26 protein-coding genes and 2 pseudogenes are annotated in these 26,283 nt (G+C 66.4%); 13 read left to right on the top strand and 15 right to left on the bottom strand.

The window, feature by feature from the left end; all coding sequences use genetic code 11:
* Window positions 1-34 precede the first annotated feature (34 nt).
* Window positions 35-792 (top strand): IS5 family transposase gene (locus tag OCUBac02_RS22530; RefSeq protein WP_173048862.1). Its coding sequence is split into 2 segments (ribosomal slippage): window positions 35-368 and window positions 368-792, totalling 759 coding nucleotides; the frame shifts between segments, so codons are not numbered across the junction.
* A gap of 213 nt (window positions 793-1,005) precedes the next feature.
* Here OCUBac02_RS22530 and OCUBac02_RS22525 read toward each other — a convergent pair.
* Window positions 1,006-1,299, bottom strand: coding sequence for an antibiotic biosynthesis monooxygenase (locus OCUBac02_RS22525; RefSeq protein ID WP_173048860.1), 294 nt, complete (start codon window positions 1,297-1,299; stop codon window positions 1,006-1,008).
* 222 nt (window positions 1,300-1,521) lie between these two features.
* Here OCUBac02_RS22525 and OCUBac02_RS22520 point away from each other — a divergent pair, with 222 nt between their 5' ends.
* Window positions 1,522-2,490, top strand: a complete 969-nt coding sequence (locus OCUBac02_RS22520; protein ID WP_173048858.1) for a GlxA family transcriptional regulator — start codon at window positions 1,522-1,524, stop codon at window positions 2,488-2,490.
* 52 nt (window positions 2,491-2,542) lie between these two features.
* Here the strand turns inward: OCUBac02_RS22520 and OCUBac02_RS27640 are convergent.
* Window positions 2,543-3,196 (bottom strand): annotated as a pseudogene (locus tag OCUBac02_RS27640) (ParB/Srx family N-terminal domain-containing protein); the annotation flags it as partial.
* Between OCUBac02_RS27640 and OCUBac02_RS22505 the strand changes: the two are divergent.
* A pseudogene (locus OCUBac02_RS22505) lies at window positions 3,196-4,116 on the top strand (excinuclease ABC subunit A); the annotation flags it as partial. The pseudogenes OCUBac02_RS27640 and OCUBac02_RS22505 sit on opposite strands and share 1 nt — an antisense overlap.
* 370 nt (window positions 4,117-4,486) lie before the next feature.
* On the opposite strand, the gene OCUBac02_RS22500 reads toward OCUBac02_RS22505, so the two are convergent.
* From OCUBac02_RS22500 to OCUBac02_RS22490, 3 genes are all read right to left on the bottom strand, one after another.
* Entirely contained in the window at window positions 4,487-5,290 is an 804-nt protein-coding gene (locus OCUBac02_RS22500; protein WP_173048856.1) for an AAA family ATPase, read from the bottom strand.
* An 8-nt stretch (window positions 5,291-5,298) separates the two neighbouring features.
* Window positions 5,299-6,051, bottom strand: coding sequence for a hypothetical protein (locus OCUBac02_RS22495; RefSeq protein WP_173048854.1), 753 nt, complete (start codon window positions 6,049-6,051; stop codon window positions 5,299-5,301).
* A 369-nt stretch (window positions 6,052-6,420) separates the two neighbouring features.
* A complete protein-coding gene (locus OCUBac02_RS22490; RefSeq protein WP_173048852.1) occupies window positions 6,421-7,287 on the bottom strand; it encodes a hypothetical protein in 867 nt (288 codons plus the stop codon).
* A 589-nt stretch (window positions 7,288-7,876) separates the two neighbouring features.
* Here OCUBac02_RS22490 and hemN point away from each other — a divergent pair.
* Window positions 7,877-9,220: an oxygen-independent coproporphyrinogen III oxidase gene (gene hemN / locus OCUBac02_RS22485; RefSeq protein ID WP_173048850.1), complete on the top strand. Its 1,344-nt coding sequence runs from the start codon at window positions 7,877-7,879 to the stop codon at window positions 9,218-9,220.
* An 8-nt stretch (window positions 9,221-9,228) separates the two neighbouring features.
* On the opposite strand, the gene OCUBac02_RS22480 is transcribed toward hemN, so the two are convergent.
* From OCUBac02_RS22480 to OCUBac02_RS22470, 3 genes are read right to left on the bottom strand one after another with little or no spacing between them, the layout of a single operon-like run.
* A complete protein-coding gene (locus OCUBac02_RS22480) occupies window positions 9,229-10,356 on the bottom strand; it encodes an NnrS family protein (protein ID WP_244639023.1) in 1,128 nt (375 codons plus the stop codon).
* Window positions 10,335-10,916 (bottom strand): UbiX family flavin prenyltransferase, encoded by a 582-nt coding sequence (locus OCUBac02_RS22475; protein ID WP_173048846.1) that lies wholly within the window; start codon window positions 10,914-10,916, stop codon window positions 10,335-10,337. The genes OCUBac02_RS22480 and OCUBac02_RS22475 overlap by 22 nt, the downstream gene beginning before the upstream one ends.
* Window positions 10,913-12,430: a UbiD family decarboxylase gene (locus tag OCUBac02_RS22470; protein ID WP_244639022.1), complete on the bottom strand. Its 1,518-nt coding sequence runs from the start codon at window positions 12,428-12,430 to the stop codon at window positions 10,913-10,915. The genes OCUBac02_RS22475 and OCUBac02_RS22470 overlap by 4 nt, the downstream gene beginning before the upstream one ends.
* 124 nt (window positions 12,431-12,554) lie before the next feature.
* On the opposite strand from OCUBac02_RS22470, the gene ubiT reads away from it, so the two are divergent.
* The 6 genes from ubiT to OCUBac02_RS22440 all read left to right on the top strand — a co-directional run bounded on the left by ubiT (window position 12,555) and on the right by OCUBac02_RS22440 (window position 17,217).
* Window positions 12,555-13,082 carry a ubiquinone anaerobic biosynthesis accessory factor UbiT gene (ubiT, locus tag OCUBac02_RS22465; RefSeq protein ID WP_173048842.1) on the top strand — a complete coding sequence of 176 codons (528 nt, stop codon included), beginning with the start codon at window positions 12,555-12,557 and terminating at the stop codon, window positions 13,080-13,082.
* Entirely contained in the window at window positions 13,073-14,050 is a 978-nt protein-coding gene (gene ubiU, locus OCUBac02_RS22460; RefSeq protein ID WP_173048840.1) for a ubiquinone anaerobic biosynthesis protein UbiU, read from the top strand. The genes ubiT and ubiU overlap by 10 nt, the downstream gene beginning before the upstream one ends.
* Before the next feature lie 19 nt (window positions 14,051-14,069).
* The gene (gene ubiV / locus OCUBac02_RS22455; RefSeq protein ID WP_173048838.1) at window positions 14,070-14,987 is read left to right on the top strand and encodes a ubiquinone anaerobic biosynthesis protein UbiV; all 918 of its coding nucleotides are present in this window, start codon (window positions 14,070-14,072) and stop codon (window positions 14,985-14,987) included.
* A 30-nt stretch (window positions 14,988-15,017) separates the two neighbouring features.
* On the top strand, window positions 15,018-15,389 hold the full coding sequence (locus OCUBac02_RS22450) for a hypothetical protein (RefSeq protein WP_244639021.1): 372 nt from the start codon (window positions 15,018-15,020) through the stop codon (window positions 15,387-15,389).
* Window positions 15,390-15,504: 115 nt separating this feature from the next.
* Window positions 15,505-15,951 (top strand): pseudoazurin, encoded by a 447-nt coding sequence (locus OCUBac02_RS22445; RefSeq protein WP_173048837.1) that lies wholly within the window; start codon window positions 15,505-15,507, stop codon window positions 15,949-15,951.
* A 60-nt stretch (window positions 15,952-16,011) separates the two neighbouring features.
* Entirely contained in the window at window positions 16,012-17,217 is a 1,206-nt protein-coding gene (locus OCUBac02_RS22440) for an NnrS family protein (RefSeq protein ID WP_173048835.1), read from the top strand.
* A 96-nt stretch (window positions 17,218-17,313) separates the two neighbouring features.
* Here the strand turns inward: OCUBac02_RS22440 and OCUBac02_RS22435 are convergent, their stop codons facing one another.
* From OCUBac02_RS22435 to OCUBac02_RS22415, 5 genes are read right to left on the bottom strand one after another with little or no spacing between them, the layout of a single operon-like run.
* Complete coding sequence (locus OCUBac02_RS22435) at window positions 17,314-18,507, bottom strand: NnrS family protein (protein ID WP_173048833.1); 1,194 nt, start codon at window positions 18,505-18,507, stop codon at window positions 17,314-17,316.
* Window position 18,508: 1 nt separating this feature from the next.
* Complete coding sequence (locus OCUBac02_RS22430) at window positions 18,509-19,240, bottom strand: ABC transporter ATP-binding protein (RefSeq protein WP_173048831.1); 732 nt, start codon at window positions 19,238-19,240, stop codon at window positions 18,509-18,511.
* The gene (locus OCUBac02_RS22425; RefSeq protein WP_173048828.1) at window positions 19,237-20,046 is read right to left on the bottom strand and encodes an ABC transporter permease; all 810 of its coding nucleotides are present in this window, start codon (window positions 20,044-20,046) and stop codon (window positions 19,237-19,239) included. Before OCUBac02_RS22425 ends, OCUBac02_RS22430 begins: the two co-directional genes overlap by 4 nt.
* A 4-nt stretch (window positions 20,047-20,050) precedes the next feature.
* Window positions 20,051-21,016, bottom strand: coding sequence for an ABC transporter substrate-binding protein (locus OCUBac02_RS22420; RefSeq protein WP_173048826.1), 966 nt, complete (start codon window positions 21,014-21,016; stop codon window positions 20,051-20,053).
* A 55-nt stretch (window positions 21,017-21,071) separates the two neighbouring features.
* On the bottom strand, window positions 21,072-23,342 hold the full coding sequence (locus OCUBac02_RS22415; protein ID WP_173048824.1) for a TonB-dependent receptor family protein: 2,271 nt from the start codon (window positions 23,340-23,342) through the stop codon (window positions 21,072-21,074).
* A 390-nt stretch (window positions 23,343-23,732) separates the two neighbouring features.
* Between OCUBac02_RS22415 and OCUBac02_RS22410 the strand changes: the two genes are divergently transcribed.
* The 3 genes from OCUBac02_RS22410 (at window position 23,733) to OCUBac02_RS22400 (ending at window position 25,200) form a co-directional block, all read left to right on the top strand.
* Complete coding sequence (locus OCUBac02_RS22410) at window positions 23,733-24,164, top strand: RrF2 family transcriptional regulator (protein WP_173048822.1); 432 nt, start codon at window positions 23,733-23,735, stop codon at window positions 24,162-24,164.
* A gap of 135 nt (window positions 24,165-24,299) precedes the next feature.
* Window positions 24,300-24,938, top strand: a complete 639-nt coding sequence (locus tag OCUBac02_RS22405) for a hypothetical protein (protein WP_173048820.1) — start codon at window positions 24,300-24,302, stop codon at window positions 24,936-24,938.
* Window positions 24,922-25,200 carry a TehB family protein gene (locus tag OCUBac02_RS22400; protein WP_173048818.1) on the top strand — a complete coding sequence of 93 codons (279 nt, stop codon included), beginning with the start codon at window positions 24,922-24,924 and terminating at the stop codon, window positions 25,198-25,200. Before OCUBac02_RS22405 ends, OCUBac02_RS22400 begins: the two co-directional genes overlap by 17 nt.
* Before the next feature lie 18 nt (window positions 25,201-25,218).
* Here OCUBac02_RS22400 and OCUBac02_RS22395 read toward each other — a convergent pair whose 3' ends face one another.
* A complete protein-coding gene (locus OCUBac02_RS22395; protein WP_244639020.1) occupies window positions 25,219-25,911 on the bottom strand; it encodes a Crp/Fnr family transcriptional regulator in 693 nt (230 codons plus the stop codon).
* Between the two features lie 102 nt (window positions 25,912-26,013).
* Window positions 26,014-26,283, bottom strand: a complete 270-nt coding sequence (locus OCUBac02_RS22390) for a hypothetical protein (protein WP_173048814.1) — start codon at window positions 26,281-26,283, stop codon at window positions 26,014-26,016.

Raw genomic sequence — 26,283 nt, 5'->3', positions numbered from 1 at the left:
TGCGATCTGATTCAGGCTCCGCGAGGAGACCGGGATGAGCGACCTGTTTTGGCTAACGGATGAGCAGATGGAGCGGCTGCGGCCGTTCTTTCCGAAGAGCCACGGCAAGCCTCGAGTGGATGACCGGCGGGTGCTGAGCGGCATCGTGTTCGTCAACAGCAACGGGCTGCGCTGGCGCGATGCTCCTGGCGCGTACGGCCGGCACAAGACGCTGTACTACCGCTGGAAGCGCTGGGGTGAGGCAGGCGTTTTCACGCGCATCATGGAAGGTCTGGCTGCGGTGGGCGCCGAACCCAAAACGGTGATGATCGACGCGACCTACCTGAAGGCGCACCGCACGGCATCGAGCCTGCGGGTAAAAAGGGGGATCTCGGCCGCCTGATCGGACGCACGAAAGGCGGCATGAACACCAAGCTCCATGCCGTCGCCGACGCGAACGGTCGCCCCTTGAGCTTCTTCATGACCGCCGGTCAGGTCAGCGACTACACCGGTGCGGCCGCGCTGCTGGACGACCTCCCAAAAGCGCAGTGGCTGCTCGGCGACCGCGGCTACGACGCCGACTGGTTCAGGGACGCTCTTCAGGCCAAGGGCATCCAGCCTTGCATCCCAGGCCGCAGGTCGCACAACGAGCCCGTCCGGTACGATAAGCGCCGCTATCGGCGCCGCAGCCGCATCGAGATCATGTTCGGCCGCCTCAAAGACTGGCGCCGCGTCGCCACCCGCTACGATCGCTGCCCTACGGCCTTCTTCTCCGCCATCGCCCTCGCTGCCACCGTCATCTTCTGGCTGTGATCAACGACTCCTGACTCTAGTGGCGGACATGGCGACCCTTGCGGCAAATCCCGCAAAGGTCGGATCATGGCTATAGATAACAAGTCAGATCATGCCGGCGTATAGTAATCGGCGCTTCTATCGTAGGAATGGTATGCTCTGTTTTAGCAATATTGGCGCAGAATATTCTATACGAGCTAATTTCCGTGCCTGGACGGCCCTTCCCCAGTGATCCTACTTCACCGCCAAAGCATCCCAACGTTCAATCACGGGCGGTGTCGACAAGAGTTCGTCCGCATGCTGCATCAGAGCGGCAGCAATTGGGCCATTCAGGTGAGCGCCGCGATCTTCATCGGTCGCAAAAGCGTCAAAAATCGCGAAGCTTTGAGGCCCGAATTTCACGGCGTACCACACCGGCGTGCCGGTCTCCTCCTGCGCCAACGGCAATGCACCTTGAAGAAACGCTTCAAGATCCGCCTCTTTGCCGGCCTTCGCTTCCAGCCGAACATACAGCCCAAACTTAATCATACCTATCTCCTTATCAGACTTGGAATCTGCCCTGGCACGGATCGACAGCAACGATGATTGCCAAGAGTTGTTGTTGCAGACACCCGAGTGGCTCGACTCGCGCCTTTGTCGATACGCGCCTCAACCGAGAGCGGCCTTCGTTCCCATAGGCAGTCACAACACTAATGGAGGTCAGCGCATCAGTCGCTTGGCATAAATGACAAATGTAGTACCATTCTCGCCATGAACATCGCGATCCTTGCCCTTGATGGGGCTTTCGACACCGGACTGGCCGCGTTCCAGGACACGCTGACCACAGCCGCCGAACTGGCGCCGACCTCAGAAAGCAAGTCGTTCAAGGCGACCGTTCTGAGCGTCCGGCACGGCGCGATGACTGCGCATGGCTTGGCCATACCTGCTGTGCCGGCAGTCGCCTCTTTTGCGCCTGATCTTGTGCTCGTGCCTGCGGTCGGCGCAAAGACCGAGGAGGCGCTGAGCACCACACTCCGCCATCCGGATTGCGCGAGCGCTGGCGTTCTGTTGCGCGCGTGGCATAAACGGGGCTCGACTATCGCAGCGGCATGTACAGGAACGTTCCTGCTAGCGGAGGCCGGCCTGTTGGATGGTCGGGCCGCGACGACGAGTTGGTGGCTGAGTCCGTTCTTTCGCTCCCGTTATCCGCGCGTGGATTTGGATCATCATCGCACCATCGTGCGGGCCGACACCATCGTTACGGCGGGGGCTGTGTTGGCCCATTTCGATCTGGCATTGTGGTTTATTCGACAGCGCAGCCCTGAACTTGCGGCGACGACAGCCCGCTACTTGATGCTCGACTCGCGTTCACCCCAGGCGACATACGCGATCCCGGATCACCTTCGACACACGGACGAGCTTGTCCAAGCTTTTGAGGTATGGGTGCGGACGAACCTTGATCGAGTTTTCTCGCTCCGAGACGCGGCGCAGTTCACTGGAGCAAGTACGCGAACGCTGTCGAGAAGAGTTCACGCCGTGCTCGGACGATCACCACTGGCGTACCACCAGGATCTGCGGGTCGAACACGCGACCTATCTTCTGAGGACGACTCGATTGAGCGTCGATGAAATCGCTTCTCGGACCGGGTACGCTAATGGAACGACCCTTCGTGTGCTGCTTCGACGCAAAACCGGGCGTACCGCATCTGAGCTGCGCCGGCTTAGCGAGTTCGCCGACTAATCAGATCGCGCCTGAACCCTCCCGCGACATGACCGCATGTGGACGATGGCCCTTATAGTCCCAGGTCGCGTTTGCGGCCGAGGCTCCACTCGATGCCGCCGCCGGCTCGCGCGACGCCGGCGATGTGGCCGAGCTTGCGATCGATCTCCCGCGACCACGGCACGAGCTGGAAGCCGAGCCCGTTGTCGATCATCGCGAACCGTCCGGACGACAGGGTGAGGCTTTGGCGATAAGTGCCGGCGACGTGTTCGCCCGCCGCCGCCTTCAGGTGAGGCAGGCCGGTTTCGGCGGCGAGCTTGGAGCCGACGGCGTCCAACTCGCGGCGGCGGAGCGTGCCCCATCCGCGATTTTCCGCAAACTCGCGGAAGCGTTCGTACTGGTGGGCGGGGTGAAGGTCTTCGCGGGTGACGTTCTCGTCCAGGCTGATCTCGGCCGGATCGTTCTGCGTGTCGATCACGCAGCGGATGGGCTCGGTCTTCTTGATCTGCTTGCGCTTGGCGCGCAACAACTGCGCCAGCCTCCGGCCTTCGCCGATGGTGACGAAGTAGAAGCCGGTTTCTGCACCCTCGGCTTCAAGCTCCGGCTCCACAACCAGATTTTGCAGGAAGCCCTTGGCATGTATGCTCGCCGCCTTCGCCTCGATAGAGGCCTCGCTGTGCGGCGTCTTGCGGGCATTCCAGGGCGACTTCTTGAGCTTGTTGAGCGGGCCGCGATTGCCCGACCTGCGACGGCAAGCGCCTGAAGCGCGAAGTCCTGTCGGTCAAATTCGCCGGCGTCGACATTGCCGAGTTCGGCGACCTGACGGTGCTCAAGCTAAAGGACTTGCTGATGCCCGTCGCGCATGGCGCGTATGGGGCGGTCTCCGCCCCCTCAAAGGGCCATGTTCTGGAAAAAGCGGCCCGCGATGCAGCGGTCGAACAACGGGTTGCGGCGGGCGGCTCTGCGCACAAGAGCGCGCCCGACGTACGCCGCACGCCCAATCTCTCCGACGAGAAGCGGATCGCCGCCCAACGCCTTGCCTGCGAATTGATCGAGCGGCTAGAGCCGCTGATCGATCTTGGCCTTGGCTACATTTCGCTCGACCGCAGCACGCCGACGCTCTCCTCCGGAGAGCTGCAGCGCTTGCGGCTTGCCACGCAATTGTCGTCACAGCTTTTCGGCGTGGTCTATGTGCTTGACGAGCCTTCGGCAGGGTTGCACCCGGCAGATGGCGAAGCCTTGCTCACCATCCTCGAGCGTCTCAAGGCGGCGGGCAACTCCCTGTTCGTCGAACATGATCTCGACGTGATCCGCCGCGCGGAATGGCTCGTCGATGTCGGGCCAGGAGCCGGGGAAAAGGGCGGTGAAGTCCTCTACAGCGGGCCGATAGAGGGGCTTGCCAACGTCGAGACTTCGATCACCCGCCGCTACCTGTTCGCAGAGCCGCTCCGCAGTGAGCGCACACCGCGCGATCCCAAGGCATGGCTAGGCCTGGAAGGGATCAGGCGGAACAATCTCCATGGTCTCGACGTCGAGTTTCCCATAGGCTGCTTCACCGCTGTCACCGGCGTTTCGGGATCGGGCAAATCCAGTCTTGTCAGTCAGGCGCTGCCCGAGCTCGTCACGGAACACCTCGGCGGCTCACCTTCCTGCCGGCACCGGCCGGAGGAACCCTATCGGCCGCCTCGCGCCCTCCTTGCCGGCGAGCAGCACCTGTTCGGCCTTTCGGACATCGTCGGCGACGAGGTGCCGCCGGCCCTGCTCGCAGGCGAATCCCATGGCGATGTCCCAAAGGCGCGAGAGCGTCCTGGGATTGTGGCTGGCCGTGGCCTGGAACAACGCCTCGTCGGGCTCGGCGAAGCACTCCCCAACCCGCAGGTTCGCCTCGTGGAAGATGCTCTTCTGGATCACCAGCATCTCGGCCTCCTTCGACTCGACCCGGAACACGATCAGCCTGTCGACGACGCTTGGCGGCAAGGGATCGAGGCTGTTGGCGGTGGCGAACCAGAAGATGTGGTCAGCGCGGATCGGGAGATCGACGAACTCGTCGACGAAGCGCGCGGCATTCTCGCGCTCGAGCAGTGAGTGCAACACGTTCTCCGGGGTCTCGCTGGGATTGATCGGGGATGCCTTTTTCGATCTCGTCGATGACGATGAGTGGGCAGGCATGGCTGCCCTCGATCAGGAGCTTGGCGACCTTGCCGGGCGATGAAGCCCGCCAGATCGGGGCGAGGCCGGAGAAGGCCGCGCCTCTGTCCGTCATCAGGTTCATCGCAATCACCTCGCTCGGGACGCCGAGCGCCCCGGCGAGCTTGCGGGCGTAGAAGGTCTTGCCCGTGCCCGGCGGTCCGACCACCACGGCGGGATCGAGCCGGAGCGGCGTGCCCGTGGCTAGGGTCAGTCCGGCCGCCCTGACGATCCAGGCCGTGACTTCCTTGAACTGCGGACAGATCGCATCGAGGCCGGCGAGGCGCGCGATCATCGCCTCGTCGGGGATGACGAGCTTGCGCCACGGCCCGCGCTCGTCGGACTGCATCCGGCTCCAGAGCCTGACCTGGCGCGCCTGCGCCGTGTCCTCGTCGTTCTCTGAGGGAGCATCGACGATGCCATCGCCATGTCCAAGACGACGGGCCAGCCGATCGGCATCGTAGATTTCGATCGAGGGACCGGTCGGGTGTGGCTCGTCGCGATCACGTTGGGCGTGTGTCTCGGCCTCTCCGCCATCGGGCCGCTGATCACGTAAATGACCGAGCAGGAACTGGAGGTTGAGAAAGCGCCGGTTCTCGTAGGCCTCAATGGGATCCTGAGGGGGTATGCTCATGACCGGCTTCACAGTTCAACGCCGCCGAGGCAGGTCAGGAAGCGCCCGCTCTGCCGGGCGATGCGGTTTCCGACACCGAGCGCGATCTCGGCGAGGGCGCGCATCGCATCGGGATCGCCGGCGCGTTCTGAGACGAGGCGCTCCGCTTCCATCTTGGCGACAAGGTCGGCCCGGATGCGCGCCGGCCAGAGTCCGATCCGGCAGAGTTTTGCATAGGCGAGGATGAGAGCGCCGCGCTTCGCGCCATACCCGAACGGCCCCTGGTCCGGCTCCCAGACCGCGACCCGCGCGAACAGCTCATGTGCCTCGTTCAGCAACGCGGCGAGGTCGGGCGGGTCGTTGAACCAGGCTTCCAGCGAAGGCGCATGTTCGAGATGATGCACGCCAGGGCTCGCGCCGCCCTGCTCGCCGGGCTGCGGCAAGTCGGTGCCGCGGAAGCGCCGCGCCGCGCCCTGCATGCCAGGCGGAATCCGCGCGCCGATCACGAGGCGCGGGCTGCCGTCAGAGAAAGACCGCCGCAGCGCCCGGGCCATCAGCTCGGAATCATGGACGCCGGCGCCGGGATACTGACGAGCCCTCTCCTTCGAGAGCATGGCCCGGCCGAAGCGGTCCTCGGGCGAGCCCGGTGGAACGAGCAGCACCGCGATCTCGCCGGCATGTGCGAGAATGGCGAGCGCGTTGGCGGTGTCGATGCGATCCTCCAGCGCTGATGGGTCGGCCTCGGCGAGGGTGAGGAAGCTCTCATATTGCTGCGCATGCACCAGCGCCCGGCCGCGCAGATCGAGGATCGGCGGCAGTCGCTCGAGCAGCGCGGCATGGCGTTCGGGCTAGTCCGGCAGGTCGGGGAGGAGAGCGTCGAACCCGGCGAGTTCGTCGATCACGGGAACCGGGCTGGTCGAGACGGCGAGATTGCGCAGGGATGAAGCGGTGATGTCGGTCATGATCTGGATTGTCCTTAAGGGGGCGGCCCACCCGCCCTGTCACCGTCTCCTCCTCGCCACGACGAAAGGCGCGCCACGCGGACGCGCCTTTCATTCTTTTGGGAGCAAATGTCGCGGCGTCGCCGTCAGCCGAGCTCGTCGACCTTGGGAAAGGCGTCGCCCTCTTGCCGTCGCAGCCTGGCGACCGGCTCAGACGATCTCGATCCAGTTCGTCATGAACAGTGCCCCGTCATGGAGTCCGAGGCGGCGATGGACCCAGATCGCCTCGTCGACCATGTGCCGGACGATGGCCTGCTGATGCAGCGGATCCGGGCGGCTGGCGCGATCGTTGATGATCCGCGCGACCGCGCGCTTCTCCTCCAGATCGGCCTTCGACCGAGCCGGCCAGATCAGCGCCTGGCAGGCGCTGACATAGGCTAGGATCCGCGCACCCTCGGCCGCAAGCCGCAACTCGCGGCTCTTGCCCTCCTCGTTGGCACGCGCGAGGTCGAACAGCCGCTCCGCGGTCGCGAACATGCTGACGATCCGCTCGCGCAGCCGGCCGAACTTCGGACCTTTGGCAGCGAATGCGATCCACATATCGGGCGAGGTGGGAAGAACCGGCTCGCCGCCTCGGACCGGCAGGAGATCGCGCAGATCGTAACGCAGGCGCTTCCAGGAAGAGAGGTTGCTGTCGGCGAGTCCCGGTGCTGCAGGAGCCGGCGGAACGGTCAGCTCGCCGACGTGGAACGCGGCCCGCATGATGCGGATCCGCCTAGCGGTCTTCGCAGCGAGCGACGCGACATAGTCCGCATCCTGGTCGGTACCATACGGCCCCCGCCCGTCAGCGAGGGCGAGCTTTGCATCGACTTCGACGAGGCTGTCGGCCGGCCAGGCGCAGACCAGACTATCTAGGAGAAGAGCTGCGAGCTCCATGCCGGCGGCGATGGTGGCAGCCTTCGGGTGCCGATTATCAGCGTAAGCGACCCGGTGGGCCTCATGGTCGAACTGCCGCGACATCCGCGCGGCCTCCTTCAGGTCGGGCCGGCTCTGGCGGAAGGGGCGCACGCGGACCATCGCGATGACCCGCGTCGCCTAGGCAGTGGTCGTCTCGGTTGCTCCGTCCGAGCCGTACGCACCGTCCGATGCGATCTCTGCGGCGGACGGCACAGACGGCAACGGCGGAGGCAGGTCCAATTGTTGATCGGTTCCGGTGCGATCCTAGGAGGTCAGCTTCGCTGCTTGGCTCGGCCTGGTCGCTGCCTGGCACTTAACCATTGGCTGCATGAGCCCGGTCAAGTTCGAAAAGAAGGTCAAATTACCCCAACCGACCGTCCACAGCACAGGCAGCAGGCCAAAGGTCGCTGATTTGGCCGATACTCAGCCTTGGCGTCGCCGGGGCGGGATTTGCTTTCATCGCTCTGGATGCCGCGCCGACTGCCATCGCCTGCATCGCGGACAGATTCGCCGGGCCACGCCGCGCCTCTCGAAATGCATCGATTAACCGCTAACAATGTTGTGCCGTCGGCGGGGCGAGCAGGCCGACGGCTTCGACAAAAGACGGCGGATAGAGAAGGCTCGTTGATGCTCTTTGCAGCATATCAAAGAACACGATCGGCCGACGGGTTAGGCAATGGGCTCTTCAACGGTCGATCGGAGCTCTGTTATGCCGGCCACGCCATATCGGGACGAGCGGCTTCCACGCTATACGAGCTATCCGACCGCTCCGCATTTTCAGGCGCATGTCGACGGCTCGTCCTATGCAAGCTGGCTGAAGACGCTAACGGCGGGGACGACGACGTCGCTTTACCTGCATGTACCGTTCTGCCGCTCGATGTGCTGGTACTGCGGCTGCCACACCACGGTGGCGCTGCGCAACAGCCCGATCATGGACTATCTCGCGGCGCTGCGCGGTGAAATCGCGCTGGTGGAGGAACATCTGGCGGCGCCTGTCGACGTCCGGCACATCCATTTCGGCGGCGGCACGCCGACGATCCTCGAACCGGCGGATTTCGTCGCGCTTGTCGGGCTGCTGCGCCAGCGTTTCGCGGTTCATCCCGAAGCGGAGATTGCGGTTGAGATCGATCCGCGCCGCCTCGCGCCCGCCATGACCGCGACCCTGGCAGTAGCTGGGGTCAATCGGGCAAGCCTCGGGGTGCAGAGCTTCGATCCAGAGGTGCAGAAGGCGATCAACCGGATCCAGAGCGCCGGGCAGACCGCTGCCGTCGTCGCGGGGCTGCGCGGAGCGGGCATCGGTTCGGTGAGCTTCGACCTGATCTACGGCCTGCCGAAGCAGACCGTTCAATCCTGCATCGACACCGTCGAGCAATGCCTCGCGATGCGGCCCGACCGCTTCTCGATCTTCGGCTATGCTCATGTGCCGGAATTCAAGAAGCACCAGCGCCGGATCTTGACAGCCGAGCTGCCGGATGGACAGGAGCGGCAGGCGCAGGCGGAGGCGATGGCGCGCCGTCTCGTCGCTGCCGGCTATGTCTGCATCGGGCTCGATCACTTTGCCCGGCCGGAAGACCCGATGGCTAGGGTGCTGTCGCAGGGCCGGCTGCACCGCAATTTCCAAGGCTACACCACCGATCCGTGCGAGGCGCTGATCGGTTTCGGAGCGTCGGCGATCGGGCGCCTGCCACAGGGCTATGTGCAGAACGAAGTCGTGATCGGGCGCTATGCCGAGCGGATCTCGGACGGCGCGCTGCCGACTGCGAAGGGCTATCGCATGGCACCGGAAGACAGGCTGCGCGCAGAGCTGATCGAGCGCGTCATGTGCGACCTGACGGTCGATATCGACGCCGTTTGCGCCCGGCATCCCGTCGATGCCGGCGTGCTCGCGACGTCGCGCCATGCGCTGGCGCAGCTCGCGCAGGAGGGCGTGGTCAACTTCGACGGCAGCCGCGTGCTGTTGCCCGGCGATGCGCGCCTGCTCGTGCGCAAGGTCGCCTCGACCTTCGACGCGCATCTGAACCATGCGCCACGGCAATACAGCCGCGCCGTCTGAGCCGTGCGTCAGGACAGGCCGAGCGGGCGCCGATAGGCTGCGAGAAAGAGCAGGAAGGCGGCGCACCAGCACAGGGCCGCGTAGCTCGGATGCAGCGGCGCGCTGACTTCCGAAAGCAGCCGCAACGGCGCTGCGGCAGCGCTCGTAACCAGCATCGCCTGTGAACCGACGGGGCTGGAAAAGGCCTGACGGGATTGCCGCCGGACCATGCTGGCCATGACGCCGAGGCACATCGCGCCGACGGTGCCCGCCGCCCAGGCGTGCAGAACCGCATTTCCGCTGACTCCCAGGCCGGCGGCGCGCAAAGTGTTCAAACCCAGGCCCAGCGGAATCCAGGCGTAGGCCAGGTGAACGGCGACAAGGCCTGCGTAATGGGCAACACGCCAGGGCCGCCAGGCGAGCCATCGGGTGGCTTGCAGGACCGCCGCTACCAGGCTGACAGGAGCTTGTCCTGCAGCGTCGCAAGTCCAGAGGCCGAGAGCGGCCACGAGCGACAAGGCGGCGGCGGCCTCGAAAGCGCGAGGCAGCCGCGGGCCGCATTCCTGCCCGTGCAGAGCAAGATAGGCGGCGGTCAGTGCCGGCGCGACACGTCCCGCGATCACCGCTACCAGCCCGATTTCGGCCGCCAGGGCGAGCCGCAGGCGCAAGCCGACGGCCAAAGCGTCGAGCGCGGTTTCCGATGCCGAGGCTCCAGCCAGAGCGACCATAAGAAGAACGATCTTGATTTCCCGTAGGGCGCCGGCCCCGATCACGCGGACGGCCACGACTCCCGCGACGCAGAGGATGAAGCCGGCCGCAATCGGGGCCGTGAACGCCGGATAACAGAACGGCATCGCACGGCCTGCCAGCCAAAGCGCTGCGAGGCTCAGCAAAAAAGCGCGCGACATCGCCGCCGAGCGAGTCCAGCGCGGCAATGCGGTGAGCAGGAAGCCGGCCATGACCGCCGGCATCAACCCGAACACCAGCATTTGGCTGTGCCAAGCTGCCGCTGTCATGCCGGCCGGCGAGAGGCCGGCGAGCCAGGGTGCAACGCCTGCGACGGCAGCGAGCGCGGCGAGGACGAAGAAGATGCGAAAGGGCCGGTGCGTGCATGCGGAGCAGTCGCTCCCGGCCGTCACGCGCCACCGCCTTGCCATTCGTTGATCGGCAAGGCTGCGGTCCCGAGGTCGAGCAGCCCGATGGCGCGCCGCGCGATCTGGTCGATCAGCTCCGCGATCGTATCGGGCATCAGATAGAAGGGCGGCACTGGTGGTGCGACGATGGCGCCGTATTCTGTAACTTGGGTCATGGCGCGGAGATGGCCGAGATGCAGGGGGCTTTCGCGCACGAGTAGGACCAGCCTGCGCCGTTCCTTGAGATGGACGTCGGCGGCTCGCGCCAGGAGATTGTCGAGCTGGCCGTAGGCGATCGCGGACAGGCTGCGGATCGAGCAGGGGGCGACGATCATCCCCGCCGTGCGGAAGGAGCCGCTGGCGATGGCGGCTCCGATGTCCGAAACCTCATGGTAGCGGGTGGCCAGTTGCCGGGCTCGCGCGGGCGCGGCGCTGTCGACCTCGGTCGCCAGTGTCCGTTCGGCGGCCGGAGAGATCACCAGATGAGTCTCGACCCTGCCCGTTTCGGCCAGCAATTCGAGTACGCGCAGGCCGATCGCCGCGCCGGAGGCGCCGCTGATCCCGACGATGACGCGGAGGCTCATCGCGCCGTTCCGGCCGGATGCAGGCCGAGCGACGGCCACAGCGTATCGATGCGGGCAATGACTTCCGGCGTCATGGCCATGGGTCGGCCCCATTCCCGCTCGGTCTCCGGCGGGAGTTTGTTGGTGGCGTCGATGCCGAGCTTGCCGCCCAGCCCCGGTTTCGGGGAGGCGAAATCGAGATAATCGATTGGAGTATCGGAGAGCGTGACGAGGTCACGGCTGGCGTCGCTACGGGTCGCGACCGCCCACATCACCTGCGCCCAGTCGCGCGGGTCGATGTCGCCGTCGACGATGATCACGAGCTTGGTGTAGCTGAACTGCGGCAGCAGCGACCAAAGCCCGAGCATCAGCCGCCGCGCCTGCCCCGGATAACGCTTGTCGATCGCGACGACCGCGATCCGGTAGGAACAGGCCTCCGGCGGCAGCCAGATATCGACCACTTCGGGAAATTGCCGCTGGAGCAGCGGCAGGAACAGGACATTCAGCGCTTCGCCGATCCGCGATGGCTCGTCTGGCGCGCGCCCGGTGAAGGTCGAGAGATAAAGCGGCGCCCGCCGCATCGTCACTGCAGTCACGCGCATGACCGGAAAGGGCTCGACCGCATTGTAGTAGCCGGTGTGGTCTCCGAACGGACCTTCCGGCGCCGTCTCGTCAGGCGATACCATGCCCTCGATGACGATCTCCGCCTCCGCCGGCACGGAAAGCGGAATGCTGACACAGGGGACGAGCGCCGGCCGCTCGCCACGCAGCAGACCGGAGAAGCGTAGCTCTGGAACGGTCTCCGGCAGCGGGAGCACTGCCGACAGGATCGTGGCGGGGTCGGCGCCGATCAAGACCGCGACCGGCATGTCGCGGCCGATCCGGCGCCACTGCGCATGGTGGCGGGCGCCGCCGCGATGGGCGAGCCAGCGCAGGATCACGCGGTCCCGCCCGAGCACCTGCATGCGATAAACGCCGAGATTGCCTTCATCCTCGGGCAAGGGGGCCGGCGGCATCGTGAGCACCAGCGGCCAGGTGATCAGCGGTGCAGCTTCGCCCGGCCAGCAAAGCTGCACCGGCAGCGCCGTCAGGTCGATTGCATCGCCTCGGAATACCCGTTCTTGGACCGGTGCACGTTTCATCTCGCGCGGCCGCATCGACAGGGCGGCGCGCGCCAGCGGCAATGATCGCCATGCCTCGACGAGCCCGCGTGGCGGGCGCGGTTCGCGTAGCTCGGCAAGCGCCCGGCCAAGGGGAAGCAGGTTCTCCCGCTCGACGCCGAGACCCCAGGCGACGCGTTCGACCGTACCGAAGAGATTGGTCAGCAGCGGCATGGACGAAACCGCGCCGTCCGCAAGCAGGGGGCGTTCGAAGAGAAGGGCCGGCCCTTCCTCTGCGATGACGCGGCGGTGGATCTCGGTGATCTCATGGACCACGCTGACAGGCTCGGCGATGCGCCGCAGCTGCCCAGCGGCCTCGAGATGGGCAACGAAGGCACTGAGATCGCGGAAGCGGGGCAGGGTGCGGATCGGCAAGGCATGGGCTCCGGTTGCCGGACGATGCGCCGTTTCATTCGCGATCGTCTTTGAGCCAGAGCAACGAAGATTCCGGCTTTCGGTCCAGATTAGGGGCCGGAGGTGACCGATGTCGGATCCACAGATGACCAGGTCGGCGGCGATTCCGGCGACGCTGCCGCCAGGACTGGCGCGCGCCGTCGCGCCATTGCCGCTTGCGCCGCTGCAGCCGTTGCTGGCGCTGATGCTGCATCGCATCGGCCGGCTCTATCCCGATCTCTACGGCCGTCTCGGCGAGCACGCGGACAAGCGCTTCGGCATCGATCCGACCGACCTGCCATTCGCCTTGCTGCTGGAGCCGAGCCTGCGCCAGCCCCGGCTATGCGCCGTGCGGGCTCTGCCTGCTCGCCTCGACGCCAGCATCCGCGGGCCGCTGGTGGGGCTCGTCGGCATGGCGGAAGGCACGCTTGACGGCGATGCGCTGTTCTTCTCGCGGATTCTCTGGGTGGAGGGCGATGTCGCGGCGGCTCTCGCCCTGCGCAACGCGATCGACGACTCCCGCATCGACTTCGGCGCCGTCATGCTCGGCCCCCTCGGCCAAAGACTCGGCCAGGTGCTGCGCAGAAAACTGCAAGGGCGGTCCGCCGCCGTCGGAGCCGAGACATGGAGCTGATTTGCCCTGCCGGGACGCCGGCCAGTCTCGAAGCCGCGGTTGAAGCGGGCGCCGACGCTGTCTATTGCGGCTTTCGCGACGAGACCAACGCCCGCAACTTCCCGGGCCTCAATTTCTCGCGCGAGGAGCTGCGCAAGGGGGTCGCCTTCGCCCATCGGCGCGGCGTCAAGGTTCTGGTCGCGATCAATACATTCGCCCGTGCTGGGGCGTTCGGCCTGTGGCAGGAAGCGATCGACGATGCCGTCATGGCTGGCGCGGATGCGCTGATCCTCGCCGACCTCGCGACGCTTGACTATGCCCATCGCCGGCACCCCGGCCAAAGGCTCCACGTCTCGGTCCAGGCCGGCGCGGCCAATCCCGACGCCATCCGCTTCTATGCCGAGACCTTCGGTGCGCAACGCGTCGTGCTGCCCCGTGTGCTGAACGTGATGGAGATCGCCTCGATGGTGCGCGAGACCTCCTGCGAGACGGAGGTCTTCGTCTTCGGTGGCCTTTGCGTGATGGAGGAGGGACGGTGCTCGCTCTCCTCCTACGCCACAGGCCAATCGCCGAACATGAACGGCGTCTGTTCGCCCGCGAGCCATGTGGCCTATGCCGAGCGGAACGGACATATCGTTTCCACGCTGGGCGGCTTCACCATCAACAGCTTCGGCAAGGACGAGCCGGCGGGGTATCCGACCCTGTGCAAGGGGCGTTTCGCCACGCCCAGAGGCTCCGGCTACATCTTCGAGGAGCCTGTCAGCCTCGACGCGGCCCTGATGCTGCCGGCATTGCGCGATGCCGGCGTGACCGCCTTCAAGATCGAAGGCCGACAGCGCGGGCGCGCCTATATCGCGGGCGTGGTGAGCTCCTTCCGCAAGATACTCGCGGCGATCGACGAGGGCCGCAGCCCTCCCGCAGTCAGCCTGGCGGCCATGGCCGAAGGGCAGGCCAGCACGGTCGGTGCCTATCGCAAGGGCTGGCGTTAGGCCCGCAAAGGAACAGGCGATGCAGCTTACCCTTGGACCCGTGCTCTATCATTGGTCGCCGGAACGCTGGCGCGATTTCTACTATCGCGTGGCGGACGAGGCGCAGGTCGACGCCGTGGTCGTCGGCGAGGCCGTCTGCTCGAAGCGCGCGCCCTTCAAGCAGGATTCCATCCCCGCCGTGGTCGAACGGCTGGAGGCAGCGGGCAAGCGCGTGCTGCATTCCAGCCTGATCCTGATCTCGCTGCCGCGCGAGCGCCGCCAGACCCGTGAGCTGATGCAGAGCGACGAGGCCGAGGTCGAAATCAACGACCTGACCTGTCTGGCTGGGCTGGCGTCGAGGCCGTTCGCGGTCGGCCCCTTCGTCAACGTCTACAACGAGGCAGCGGCCGGATTTCTGGCCGAGCGAGGCGCGACGCGCATCTGCCTGCCACCGGAGTTGCCGCTGCCTGCGGTCGCGGCCATCTCGGCGGCGGTGCCGCAACTCGCGACCGAGGTCTTTGCCTTCGGCAAGGTGCCTCTGGCGATGTCGGCGCGTTGCTATCATGCGCGTGCTCACAAGCTGACCAAGGACAATTGTCGTTTCGTCTGCGAGAAGGATCCTGACGGCATGCCCGTCAAGACGCTTGACGGCGCCGGATTCCTCTCCGTGAACGGGGTGCAGATCCTTTCGGATAGCTGCGTCAGCCTGCTGAGCGATATTCCTGCCTTGCGTCGTGCCAGCGTGGCTTCGCTGCGCCTCTCGCCGCAGGGCTGCGACATGGTCGCGGTCGCGCGATTGTTCCGCGACGTCGTCGGTGGGCGGATCGAGCCCGAGGAAGCCGAGAGGCTGCTGGGTGAAATCTATCCGGATGTGCCGTTCTCCAACGGCTTCCTGCACGGGATGGCCGGTCACGTTCATGCGGGAGCGGGCGGCGGCAGTTTGGGCGCGTTGCGCTGAAGCTCACCGGGAAGCGGGAAGGAGCCTGTCATGAAAGCCGGGCACGAGGGAGACGCCGACTATACGTTCGAGCCAAGCGCAGCGACCACCTCGGCGAGCCAACTGATCGGCCGCTTGCGACGAGTGCTACGTCCGGAAGATCTGGATTGCCCTTGCCGCGAGACGCTGAACGGGGCGCTCGCCCGCTTCGACGAGCAGGAACGTCGGCGTGAAACGCGCCGGCGGCTCGCCGCCGCGCGCGAGCACAAGGAGCGCATCGCTTCGATCCTGCATTTCCTGTCGGAGTTGGACGCCCTCACCGAAGCGGAAAGCGACCGAACCGTGTTCGAGGAGTTCGCGCTGCTGTTCGTCGAGATCACGCGCAGCGCGGACGCCGCGGTCTCGGCGTTGCGCGTCCTATAGGCCCGTCAAATCCGGCCTTCTCTTTGCGCTATCGCAAATTGCGATCGGCCCGCTCCCGTTAGTGTTGCGGTGCAGCGAGAAACCGATGAGTTCGCTGCGGTGATGGAGAAGTCAGATGTTCAGGACTGTTCTAACCGGCGCGATGATGGCTCTGGCGATCGCTGGCGCGAATGCCGCCGAGGTCGAAGTCAAGATGCTCAACAAGGGTGCCGCCGGCGCCATGGTGTTCGAGCCCGCACTGGTGAAGATCGCGCCGGGCGACACCGTGAAGTTCGTTCCCACCGACAAGAGCCATAATGCCGAGAGCATTCCCGAGATGATGCCGGCCGGCGCTGAGCCCTTCCTGGGCAAGATGAACGAGCAGGTCGACGTCACTTTCAAGGAGGCTGGCGTCTACGGCATCAAGTGCAAGCCGCATTACGGCATGGGCATGGTCGCGCTGGTCGTGGTCGGCGAGCCGACCAACCTGGATGCCGCCGCTGCCGCCAAGCACCCCGGCAAGGCCAAGCAGGTCTTCGCCGATCTGGTCGCCAAGGCGAATCAGGTCGCCAAGGCGCAGTAGCTCGAAACCCGATACTCGGGCGCGGCCGGATCTCTCGCGGCCGCGGGAAGGAGGGAGCCCATGGCACCCATACCGCGACTGCGGGCCTATGACGGGCCCGCTTTTCTGTCTTACGGCTTTCGGCCGTTCTTCCTCCTGGCCGCCTTGCAGGCCGGCCTGACGATGCTGGTCTGGCTGCCTTTCGTCACCGGCCATCTCGCCGTGCCCACCGCCTTCGCGCCGGTGGACTGGCATGTCCACGAAATGCTCTTCGGCTATCAGGCGGCCGCGATCGGCGGCTTCCTGCTGACGGCCATCCCGAACTGGACCGGGCGCTTGCCGGTGCTGGGCCGGCCGCTTCTGGTCCTCGTGCTGGCATGGCTCGCCGGGCGTCTCGCCGTCTCGGCCTCGGCCCTGATCGGCTGGCGCCTGGCGATGGCGATCGATGCGCTGTTCCTGCTGCTGCTCGCCGCCGCCGCTGCCCGCGAGATCGTAGCGGGGCGCAACTGGCGCAACCTCAAGGTCGTGGTGCTGATCGTGCTTCTGCTGGCGGCGAATCTCGCCTTCCATCTCGAAGCGGGGTTGACCGGAGGCGCCGGCGTCTCCCGCCGTTTCGCGATCGCCGCCGTCCTGATGCTGGTCATGCTCATCGCCGGACGGATCGTGCCGAGCTTCACGCGCAATTGGCTGGCGCAGCGCGGAGAGGGGCGGCTGCCGGCCCCCTTCGGCACCTATGACAAGGCCGTGCTCGCCGGCAGCGCCGTGGCGCTCATCTGCTGGATCGCGGCGCCGGACACGGTCACGACCGGCGTCGTGCTGATGATTGCCGCAGGCCTCCACCTCTTCAGGCTCGCGCGCTGGGCCGGCGACCGGACTTGGCGCAATCCTCTGCTCGTCGTCCTGCATGTCGCCTACCTTTTCGTGCCGATCGGCTTCGCTCTGACGGCCCTGTCGAGCCTCGGCTTCATCGCTCCCGCTGCCGGCACCCATGCCTGGACCGCCGGCGCCTTCGGGACGATGACGCTCGCTGTGATGTCGCGCGCCAGCCTCGGGCATACCGGCCGCGCTCTGACCGCCACGGCGGCGACCCAGCTCTGCTATGCGCTCGTCGTCATCGGCACGGTGGCGCGGATCTGCTCGGCATTCGGCCATGGCCCGGTCGCGCTGCTGCATGTCGCAGGGCTGGGCTGGTCTCTGGCCTTCCTCGTCTTCGCTGTGGCCTACTGGCCGGTCCTGACCGGCGTGCGTGTCGCGCCGAAGGCTCCCGCCGCCGCCCAGCGGGCCTGATTGGAGCATCGGCCCGAAAAGTCGACCGCGGCTTTCGGCAAATGCCGATGCAAAGAGCCAGATCATCGGACCGGATACGACATTCGGTCCGATGATCTAGCCGCAGCCGCCTTCATCGCGCTGCGGGTTGTTCAGGATCGGCCAAAAGCCGATGAGCCATGTGGCGAAGGACGCCGACCAGAGCCCGGCTGCGAGCGCATAGTGCAGACCGAGCAGGCTGGAGCCCACGCCGAGCTCGGGCAGAACGCGCATCACGGTCGCGGCAGCCATCAGCGTCAGCGCCAGCTTGGCCGCCGGCGGCAGCACGAGGTCGCGTCCGCTATGGCGCAGGCCCGCGATCACGAAGACTGCCATCACCGCCAGCCCGAGCGCCCCGACGGACAGCAGATGCAGTCCGGTTGCCGGGGCGACCGGGGCGCCGAGGCCGGCCAGCCCCAGCACCAGAAAGCCGAGGCCGCCGCAGGCGTTCGCCGCTGCGAGCGCAAGCACTTCCATGCGCAGAACGGCACGGCCGATGAACCACTCCGCCAGCCTGTCGAAGAAGGCGGCTGCCGCGGCGAGCGCAAGCCAGGCGGGCACGGCGGAGTCCGGCGCGACGAGTCCGGCGATGAGCTGGAGCCCCACGAGCCCGGCGGTCAGGTTCTGGCGACCGGGATGGGGCCGGTAGGGCGTCGTCTCGCCGCTGGGATCCAGCGCATGGTTGACGACCACGACGTTGATGCGGGCGATGGCCAGCGAGAGAAAGACCAGGAAGACGGCGAGCGCGGCCTGCAGCAGCCGCCCGGACAAGGCCGTCTCCCCCAGAATCCAGGCCACGCGGATCGAGAGTTCCAGCAGCGCGAACAGCATGATCCAGACGGCGAAGGAGCCGTGGCGGGTGGTGCGCCGGTCGATCAACGGCCGGGTGACATAGACGAGCAGCACGGCAAGGAAGGCGAGGTCGGTCAGCGCCGCCGGGATGATCAGGGCATCGGCGCCGAGGAAGCCGATCAATCGGCCGGGCAGCCAGAGGGCCAGCAGGAGCAGGAGCGCGCGTCCGCGGCGCGGCTTCGTATCGGTCCATTCCGGCATGGCCGAGCCGAGAAAGCCGGCGAGCGCAGCGCCATAGGTCCCGAAGATCATCTCGTGGGCGTGCCACTGCCCGGCCGGCACCTGCCGGGTGAAGGGCAGATCGAAGGCGAAGACCGTCACCCAGATCAGCGGCAGCAGCACCGCATGGGCCGCTGCCACGGGAAAGAACAGCTTCAGCGCTTCCGCGAGCAGCGGGTGGTCCGGTGAATGTCGGGTCATGTCACTGCCTGTCGCCATCGAACAGGTCCGCGAAGGAGGGGTCCTGCATCCAGGTCTGCACGGTCTCGAACACCGCGCGGTCGTCGCGTTGGCCGGGCACGCCGTAGAGCGTGCGCTCCGCGACGATGCCGTCCTGCCGGCCGGACACGACGATGCGATGGGCGAGCCTGACCGCCTCGGCGAGATCGTGCGTGACGAAGAGCGCGGAGAACTTCTCCCGGGCGGAGGCCGCAATAATCAGGTCCTGCAGGACACGCCGTAAGCCGACATCGACCGCCGTGAAGGGCTCGTCGAAATAGACGATCTCGGGGTCGGTCGCGAGAGCACGAGCGACGGCCGTCCGCTGGCGCATGCCGCCGGAAAGCTCCGCCGGGTACTTGTCGAGATCCCGCTCCAGCAGGCCCACCTCGGCTGCGCGCTGCTCGGCAAGCGCCCGGCGTTCGGCCCTGCCCATCCCGCGCGCGGCAAGCCCATAGGCGATGTTGTCGCGCGCCGTCAGCCAGGGCAGCAGACGCGGCTCCTGGAACACGACGGCGTGTCGCCGGTAGTGCCGGCGCACGCGTCCGCGCAACGGTTCGATCAGCCCGGCTGCGATCTGCAGAACGGTGGTCTTGCCGCAGCCGGAGGGGCCGACCAGCGCGACGACCTCGCCTTCGTGGAGGTCGAGCGTCAGATCCTCGAAAACCGGCCTGCCAAGAAAGGCGTGGCCGATGCGGTCGAGTTCCAGCCTCATCGCTTCACGCCCCAGGGCCGGCCGGCCTCGCGCCATTGTTCCAGCCGGTCGCGGACGGGCTGGAGCAGCGCGTATTCGGAGAACAGCGCAAAGCCGACGACGACGAGCACGATCGCGGTGACGCGCGCTATGTCGAACAGCGCACGTGCACTGGCGAGGTCGCCGCCGAGGCCGCCCGCGTTCGATAGGAGCTCCGCCATCACAGTGACCTTCCAGGCCGAGCCCGCTGTCGTCGTCCAGGCCGGGAAGAGATAGGAGACCATGTGGGGGGCGGTGACGGTCCGCAACCGCATGAGGGGGCCGGCGCGGAAAGAACGCGCCATGGCGTCGAGCCCCCGGTCGCGCGTGGCGACGCCTTCGAGCCCGCCGGCGAAGGAGATCGGCAGCGAGGCCACGACCACGGTCATGACGGCGGTGCCGCCGCCGGCACCGAACCAGATCAGTGCCAGCACGATCCAGGCAATCGGCGGCACGCCAAGGATGACGGTCACGACCGGGCGCATCAGCCGCATCGCCGCGAAGGAGTAGCCCGCCGCGATTCCGGCGGCCGTGCCGATCAGCACGGAGAGCGCGAAGCCCAGTCCGGCGCGCTCGGCCGTTTGGCGCGCCGCATGGCGAAAGGCTTCGTCCTGCGCCAGCCTTACGACCTCACGCGCGGTCTCCAGCGGCGCTGGCAGGATGAAGGAGCCATAGAGCTCATGCCCCGCCTGCCAGGCGGCGGCGATGCAGAACAGCCCGGCCGCCCCGGCCCAGCCGGACCAGAGATAGCGGCCGGCCCAGCCCAGGAAGGCGAGCCCGTGATGCATCGCGTCACAAGGCGTAGAAGGCGTCGCCCGGCAGCTTGCCGCCGATGATCCGCGGATCGTCCGCGGCGAGCGCGGTGAACAGCGCTTCCAGGTCCGGACGGGCCGCGGAGGCGGGCTGCGCGGCGAGGTTGCTCACCGGCGCGGCGCGGGTCAGCACGGGCGAGGGCAGCTGGAACAAGGTCGCAGCCTCGTTGGCGACGGCTGTCGGATCGGTGGCGACCGTGCCGAGCGCGTTTTCGATCGCGCGCTGGAGTGCGGCGATGCCCTCGGTGCCAATCTGCTTCGTCAGCGCGTCGGTGACGGCCAACCCAGCCTGCGGCAGGTTGGGGCGCCCGGTCGCCTCGGCCCAGAGCTTGCGCAGGTCGACTGCGCGCTCGAGCGGCTTGGCGCGCATCCCCGACAGCATGATCGCGCCCGAGGTCGCGGGCTCGGACAGCAGGGCGGCGTCGGCGCGGCCGCCGAGCAGGAGCTGGACCGCTTCTGGCGGCGTGCCGGAATAATCGATGTTCAGCTCCTCCGGCCTCAGGCCCTGCGCAGCGAGCACGCGGCGGAACAGGAAATCGGGCATGTCGTTCTTGAACGGCACGACGACCCGCTTGCCCTTGAGATCGGCCAATGTGCTGACCGTGCCGGCCGGCGCCACGACCTGAAGCAGGCCGTGGGTGAGGACATTGGCCAGCCGGATGCCGAGGCCGCGATTGTGCAGGTTGGCCGCGACATAGCTCGGCACCACCACCGCCTTCATGCCGCCTGAGGAAACGCCGGCGCGCATCTCGTCCGGCGTGCGCCAGATCCTGACCTCGACATTGTCGGCGAAGGGCTTGAGCGCCGGGTCCTTGGCGGCGGCGACGAGCAGCAGCCCGGGCGTCGCCGGCGGGCCCCAGAGCACGAGCGGCTCGGCGGCGCGCGCGAGATGTGGCACGGCGATGGTGGTGGCGGTGGCAGCCAGGAAGCGGCGGCGGTTGAGCATGCTGATCTCCTTGCCGCGTCGCCGTAAGCCGGCGATGCGGACCGTGATGTCTTTTTCAGAAGCGCGCCTTCAGCCCGGCATAGAAGGCGCGGCCGGTGCCAGGCAGGAACGCCGCCTGGTCGGAGCGCGCCTGATCGACGATCAGCGTCGAGGAAGCGTAGGTCTTGTCGAAGACGTTGCTGACTTCGCCGAAGGCAGTGACGCAGTCGTTGATCCGGTATTCGGTGCGCAGGTCGACCAAGGCATAGGGGTCCGCATAGAGCGTGTTCATGTTGTCGACCGGCGTCTTTTCTGGGTTCCAACGTAGCGAGGCCTGCAGCATCCAGGCCTGCGTCGCCTGGTATTGCAGCGTGGCGTTGATGAGGTGGCGCGGCGCGCCGGCGATGCGGTTGTTGCCGCGCGTCGGATCGTTGTCGAAGCGGAAGTCCTGGTAGGTGTAGGCGAGGCGTCCGGTCAGCTGCTCGAAGATCTTGGCGCCGAGCCCGAGCTCCACGCCGAAATGCGTGGTCTTGTCAGCATTGATCGCGCCAAGCGAGGCGCCGGTCGCGTCGCGCAGGCTGAGCAGCTCGTTGTCGACCCACGAATAGTAGACGACGCCGTCCCAGGAATAGTCGCCCTGTCGGCCGCGCCAGCCGCCTTCCAGCGTCGTGCCGGTCTGCGCCTTCAACGCGGGCGTGGAGAACACCGCCGCAGCCGCCATGGGCGCGCCGGGATTGGGGCGGCCTGGGCTGCTGTTGGGCGTGCCATTGATCGTGGCGAGCAGGTCCTCATGGGTCGGCGGCTCGAAGCTCTTCGACAAGGCCGCGAAGACGATCTGGTCCGTACTCGGCCGCCAGCTCAGGCCGAGGCTCGGGCTCCAGCCGTCATAGCTGCGCCCGTAGCTCGAGTCCTGCCGGGGAACCGAGCCGTTCGGCAGCAGGGCATAGGGCGAGGCGGGGTTATAGGCATTGGTCGGGCGGCGCGCGGCGGCATAGGTATCGCTGTTGTCGCGGGTCGCATGGGCATAGGAGATGGCCGGCGAGAGCGTCACGCTCTGCCAGACCGGGATGTTGGCGCCGGCATAGAGCGAGAGCGCGCTCGCATCGAGATCGCTCTCGCCGAACAGTGCGCCCGTAGTCCCGCCCTGGTTGAGATAGTTCTCGCGCTTCGCCGAGCCGACGACGTATTGCGCGGTCGTCTCGAAGAGCGGCAGCGGTGTAGCCTGGTCCGGCTTGTAGGCGTAGCGCGCGACGGCGGTGAAATCGCCGCCCTTGGTGACCCGGACGCCCGAGGAAATCGGGAAGCGGAACATGTCGTCCGTGTAGGTGTAGCCGAGGCCCAGATCGACGAGATGCGGCCCGAATTCCGCCGTCGTGCGATTGCCGATGAAGAACTGCTTCGTCTCGCGCCGCGGGCGGTCTCGCAGGACGTTGGGGCCGGGGTCGACCGCTATGCCATTGACCACGCGGGGGCCGCCATGAACCTGCTTCGGGTCAGTGCGCAGCCCCTGCTTGGTCAGCGGGCCGGCGACATCGAAGCTCAGATCGGTGTAGCCGATGAAGAAGCGGGTCTTGATGTTTTCGGTCAGGGCCACGCCGACATTGCCGCTGACGCTGGCGCGTTGCGATTCATTGTAGACGCGGTAGCCGTCGCGGCGGCTGAAATCGCCCTGGATCAGCGCGTCGACGCCCTCGCCGCGATAGCCGGTCTGATCGGAGAGATTGACCTGTCCGAAGCTGCCGCCCGAGACCTGCACCTGCGTGCCGGGCGCGCTGTTGCCGGTCGGCGAGACGAAGTTGAGGGCGCCGCCAAGCACCGTGGCGCCGAGCCGATGCGAGGTCTGGCCGCGATAGACCTCGATCGACTGCGCCTGGAGCGGGTTTGCGAGGCCGACGATGTAGGAGCCGTCGGCGCGGTTGAGCGGCAGCCCGTCGCGCAGCACGAGGATGCCGCGCTCGACCGGGTTCTGCTGCAGGCCGGAGCCACGGATCTGAATGCGTGGCTGGTCGTTGCCGCCGAAGAACTCCTGCACCACGACGCCGGGCGCGTCCTGCAGGGCCCGGGCCAACGTCGGGTTGCCGCTTTGCGGAATGTCCTCGGCCGTTAGCAGCGTCGCGCCCCCGGCGGTTGCGAAGAAGCGATCCCGCACGAAGGCCGGCACGCCGGCCGCGGCGCCCTCGACCACGATCGTGTCGAGAACGATCGCCGAGCCGGGGGAGGCTGACTGAGCGAGGCACGCCTGTGTCGACACGGTCGTCAGCAGAGTCGCGAGCGTCAGCCGACCGAAACCGGCGATCCGGCGCGGCGCGCGCGCAGCGACGCAGAGGTGTTCATTGCGGGTCGTCATGATCTCGACGCCTTCTGAAGAGTGGAACGAAAGAGGGAAGGCGGCGTCCGTCCTGTGGACTCGCTTCGCTGATGGCGGGACCGAGTCTGCCGGCGAGAGCCGGGGCCGGTGCGATTCAAACTGACGTTCCGCATGGGAGTATTTTAAATAGGAATTTCAGATGGCACTTTTCCTACGTGCGGAGGCGGAAGCTGTAAACTCCGATCTGCGGGGTGCGACATGTTGTTACATGTCTATGCTTGTGCATTATCTGCTGAAGCGCTGCTGATTCTGATATTATATTTGAATTAATCTAGATTAAAGAAGATGTTGATGTGGATATATTACGCCGCGACCTCGACAAAATGCTAGGGGATTACTGGGTCGCGGCAGGGAGAGACGGATTCTGGAATGCGGTTGACCCAATTCAGTGAATACGCGCTGCGGCTCCTCATCTTCGCGGCGGCTCATCCCGACCGCTTGGTCACCGTCGAAGAAGCAGCGGCCTCATACGACATTTCGCGAACGCATCTGATGAAGGTGGCCAACCTCCTCGTGCGGCACGATTTCCTCAAGGGCGTGCGCGGGCGTTCGGGCGGGCTGACGCTGGCGCTGCAGCCGGAGGCGATTTCGCTGGGTGCGATCATCCGCGTGACGGAGCCGGCCTTTTCCATCGTGGAATGCTTTGGCGAGGCGGAGGGGCGTTCGCTTTTGAGCCTGGATCGTTGGCGCGGCATCCTCTCCGGGGCGATGGAGGTTTTTCTGGCCGAGCTCGACAGATATTCGCTGCGCGACCTCGCCGCTGATCCCGAGCGTTTCGGCATCGGCCGGCCGGCTGCCTGAGATGTCCTCATATGCCCTGCGGCGATCGACAGCTGCTTGCGTCGGCGCAAAAAGCGCGCCGCCAGATTGCGCTAGATTGGAGCAGTTTTTCGGATGCTCGGGCGCGGTGCGCCCGGTTGAGATCGAGGTGGCTTGATGACGTTTCCGTCCTTTTTTGCGCAGGCTCCGCGCCTCAAGGTCAGGGATCCGCTCGCTGCCTTTCTCGGCGCCAGCGAAGATGGCATCCTGGATTACAGCTACGAGGATGCGGTGCGCCTTGCCGGCCATTCCTGCCCAGCCGTCGCAGGCGCCTATCTGATGGTCATCAACGGCCTTTCCTACCTCTATGAAGACGAACTGCCGGAGCGCGGCGGCGTCGAGGTGCTGATGCGGGACGAGCGCGACCAGGGGACGACTGGCGTTCTGGCCTCAGTCGTGACGCTGCTCACCGGAGCTACGGCGGAAAGCGGCTTTCACGGCATCGGCCCGGCGCATCGTTTTGCCCGGCGTGACCTGCTTCGGTTCGGGGCCGACATCGAAGGGGTCATGGCGCTGCGCCGCCGCGACACCGGGCAGGGGGTGGTTGTCGACATCGACACCGGAGCGGTGCCGCATGCCGAGGAGATGGCCGCCGTCATGCCTCGGGCCGTATCCGGGCAGGCCGATGAGGCGGGCCTCTCCAGCTTCGCCGCGCTCTGGCAGGATCGCGTCCGCCGCATGCTCATCGATCATGCGGACGATCCCAAGCTGATCCATCTCTACGACTGGGAGGCAGCCGATGCCCCGGTGGCCTGAGGGGCTCGTCGCTTATCGGCGTTCGCCAGAGTTTACCGAAGATACCATTCCGGGCGGCCTGCTCAAGGCTCATGCCACGAAGCCGGGCGTCTGGGCCAAGCTGCATGTGCTCGCCGGCTCGTTGCGCTTCCGCGATCTGCAGAACGGCGAAGAATTGCTGCTGTCAGAGGGCGTCCATCCGCAGATATTCCCGGCCTCGTTGCACGAGGTCGAGCCTTGCGGCCCCATTCGCTTCTTCGTGGAGTTCTACAAGCCGCAGTGAGGCACGCGGATCATCCCGCTACTTCACGTTCTCGGCGAGCCGTTTCAGCGCAGGCGCATCGCAAACCACGAGCTTCTGCCGGCCGCCTTCGACCAGTCCCTGCGTCTCCCAGGCGCTGAGGATGCGCGAGACCGTATGCAGGGTGGTTCCGGTCATTTCTGCGATGTCGCGGCGCGAGATCGGAAAATCAACGCGCATGCCGGCCACATCGCGTTTCCCGGCCTGCTCGATCAGTCGCAGCACGGCATGGGCCACGCGGCGCTCGACTTCCTCGGTGGACATCTCGCGGATGCGTGTATGGGCCTCGTCGAGACGCTGGCCGATGGTCCGTATGGCGTTCATCGCCAGGTGCGGATTGTCTTCGACGAAGCTGTCCCAGGATTCGCTCGGCCATGCCGAAACGAGGCTGTCGACGGCGGCCGTCGCGGTTCCCGGATAGTCGGGGCGGCTGAGTGCGCGCGTAAAGCCGAACAGGTCCCCGGGGTGGACGACACGGACGATGATCTGCTGACCATCACGCGTCACCTGCGTCACCTTGAGCCGGCCATGCAGCAGGAGATAGAAGGCCTTTGCCGGATCGCCCTGCTCGAAGACCGCCTCGCCCTGGGGAATTCGCCGCGCGCTCGCTTGCGCGGTCATGCGGTCGAGCTGCGCGTCGCTCATGGCCGCGAAAAGCGGGATGCTACGCAGCACGCTGCGATCCAAAGCCACGGTGCTGCCTTCCCTGTGCGCGGTTCCAAACGTGCCCGCATTCTGATTTCACGCAGACGGGATGCGGAATAAGACCGCAATCGCGACAGGGGTTCAAGTGCGTCACGATATCCCGGAGAGCGCGATCCTGGCGCCTGCCAACAGGCATATCAGAGCCGCATAGCCGATCAGGGCGCCGGCCAGCACCACGTTCTCCCGCTGCAGCTGCATGAAGCCCAGCACGACGAGTATCGCCTTCGTCAGGCTGAGCGCCGCGATGGCCGCGCCCCGAAACCCGGCGGGCAGGACGGAGGCTGCGAGCAGGCTCAGCCCCGTTGCAACGAACAGGCAGATGAGAATGGCCGGGAGGGGCAGGGCAGGAGAAAAACGCAT

Source organism: Bosea sp. ANAM02, assembly GCF_011764485.1.
GTDB lineage: Bacteria > Pseudomonadota > Alphaproteobacteria > Rhizobiales > Beijerinckiaceae > Allobosea.
This window is presented reverse-complemented; position numbering and strand designations above follow the sequence as displayed.

Bases quoted from the DNA above. Each gene is read 5' to 3' on its own strand.
- OCUBac02_RS22400 (WP_173048818.1), top strand. From the start codon at position 24,922: ATGCCCCGGTGGCCTGAGGGGCTCGTCGCTTATCGGCGTTCGCCAGAG.
- OCUBac02_RS22425 (WP_173048828.1), bottom strand. From the start codon at position 20,046: ATGCATCACGGGCTCGCCTTCCTGGGCTGGGCCGGCCGCTATCTCTGG.
- OCUBac02_RS22445 (WP_173048837.1), top strand. From the start codon at position 15,505: ATGTTCAGGACTGTTCTAACCGGCGCGATGATGGCTCTGGCGATCGCT.
- ubiV (WP_173048838.1), top strand. From the start codon at position 14,070: ATGCAGCTTACCCTTGGACCCGTGCTCTATCATTGGTCGCCGGAACGC.
- OCUBac02_RS22410 (WP_173048822.1), top strand. From the start codon at position 23,733: ATGCGGTTGACCCAATTCAGTGAATACGCGCTGCGGCTCCTCATCTTC.
- OCUBac02_RS22440 (WP_173048835.1), top strand. From the start codon at position 16,012: ATGGCACCCATACCGCGACTGCGGGCCTATGACGGGCCCGCTTTTCTG.
- OCUBac02_RS22500 (WP_173048856.1), bottom strand. From the start codon at position 5,290: ATGAGCATACCCCCTCAGGATCCCATTGAGGCCTACGAGAACCGGCGC.
- ubiT (WP_173048842.1), top strand. From the start codon at position 12,555: ATGACCAGGTCGGCGGCGATTCCGGCGACGCTGCCGCCAGGACTGGCG.
- ubiU (WP_173048840.1), top strand. From the start codon at position 13,073: ATGGAGCTGATTTGCCCTGCCGGGACGCCGGCCAGTCTCGAAGCCGCG.
- OCUBac02_RS22450 (WP_244639021.1), top strand. From the start codon at position 15,018: ATGAAAGCCGGGCACGAGGGAGACGCCGACTATACGTTCGAGCCAAGC.
- OCUBac02_RS22405 (WP_173048820.1), top strand. From the start codon at position 24,300: ATGACGTTTCCGTCCTTTTTTGCGCAGGCTCCGCGCCTCAAGGTCAGG.
- OCUBac02_RS22435 (WP_173048833.1), bottom strand. From the start codon at position 18,507: ATGACCCGACATTCACCGGACCACCCGCTGCTCGCGGAAGCGCTGAAG.
- OCUBac02_RS22415 (WP_173048824.1), bottom strand. From the start codon at position 23,342: ATGACGACCCGCAATGAACACCTCTGCGTCGCTGCGCGCGCGCCGCGC.
- OCUBac02_RS22420 (WP_173048826.1), bottom strand. From the start codon at position 21,016: ATGCTCAACCGCCGCCGCTTCCTGGCTGCCACCGCCACCACCATCGCC.
- OCUBac02_RS22390 (WP_173048814.1), bottom strand. From the start codon at position 26,283: ATGCGTTTTTCTCCTGCCCTGCCCCTCCCGGCCATTCTCATCTGCCTG.
- OCUBac02_RS22525 (WP_173048860.1), bottom strand. From the start codon at position 1,299: ATGATTAAGTTTGGGCTGTATGTTCGGCTGGAAGCGAAGGCCGGCAAA.
- OCUBac02_RS22430 (WP_173048831.1), bottom strand. From the start codon at position 19,240: ATGAGGCTGGAACTCGACCGCATCGGCCACGCCTTTCTTGGCAGGCCG.
- OCUBac02_RS22490 (WP_173048852.1), bottom strand. From the start codon at position 7,287: ATGGTCCGCGTGCGCCCCTTCCGCCAGAGCCGGCCCGACCTGAAGGAG.
- OCUBac02_RS22480 (WP_244639023.1), bottom strand. From the start codon at position 10,356: ATGGCAAGGCGGTGGCGCGTGACGGCCGGGAGCGACTGCTCCGCATGC.
- hemN (WP_173048850.1), top strand. From the start codon at position 7,877: ATGCCGGCCACGCCATATCGGGACGAGCGGCTTCCACGCTATACGAGC.
- OCUBac02_RS22520 (WP_173048858.1), top strand. From the start codon at position 1,522: ATGAACATCGCGATCCTTGCCCTTGATGGGGCTTTCGACACCGGACTG.
- OCUBac02_RS22475 (WP_173048846.1), bottom strand. From the start codon at position 10,916: ATGAGCCTCCGCGTCATCGTCGGGATCAGCGGCGCCTCCGGCGCGGCG.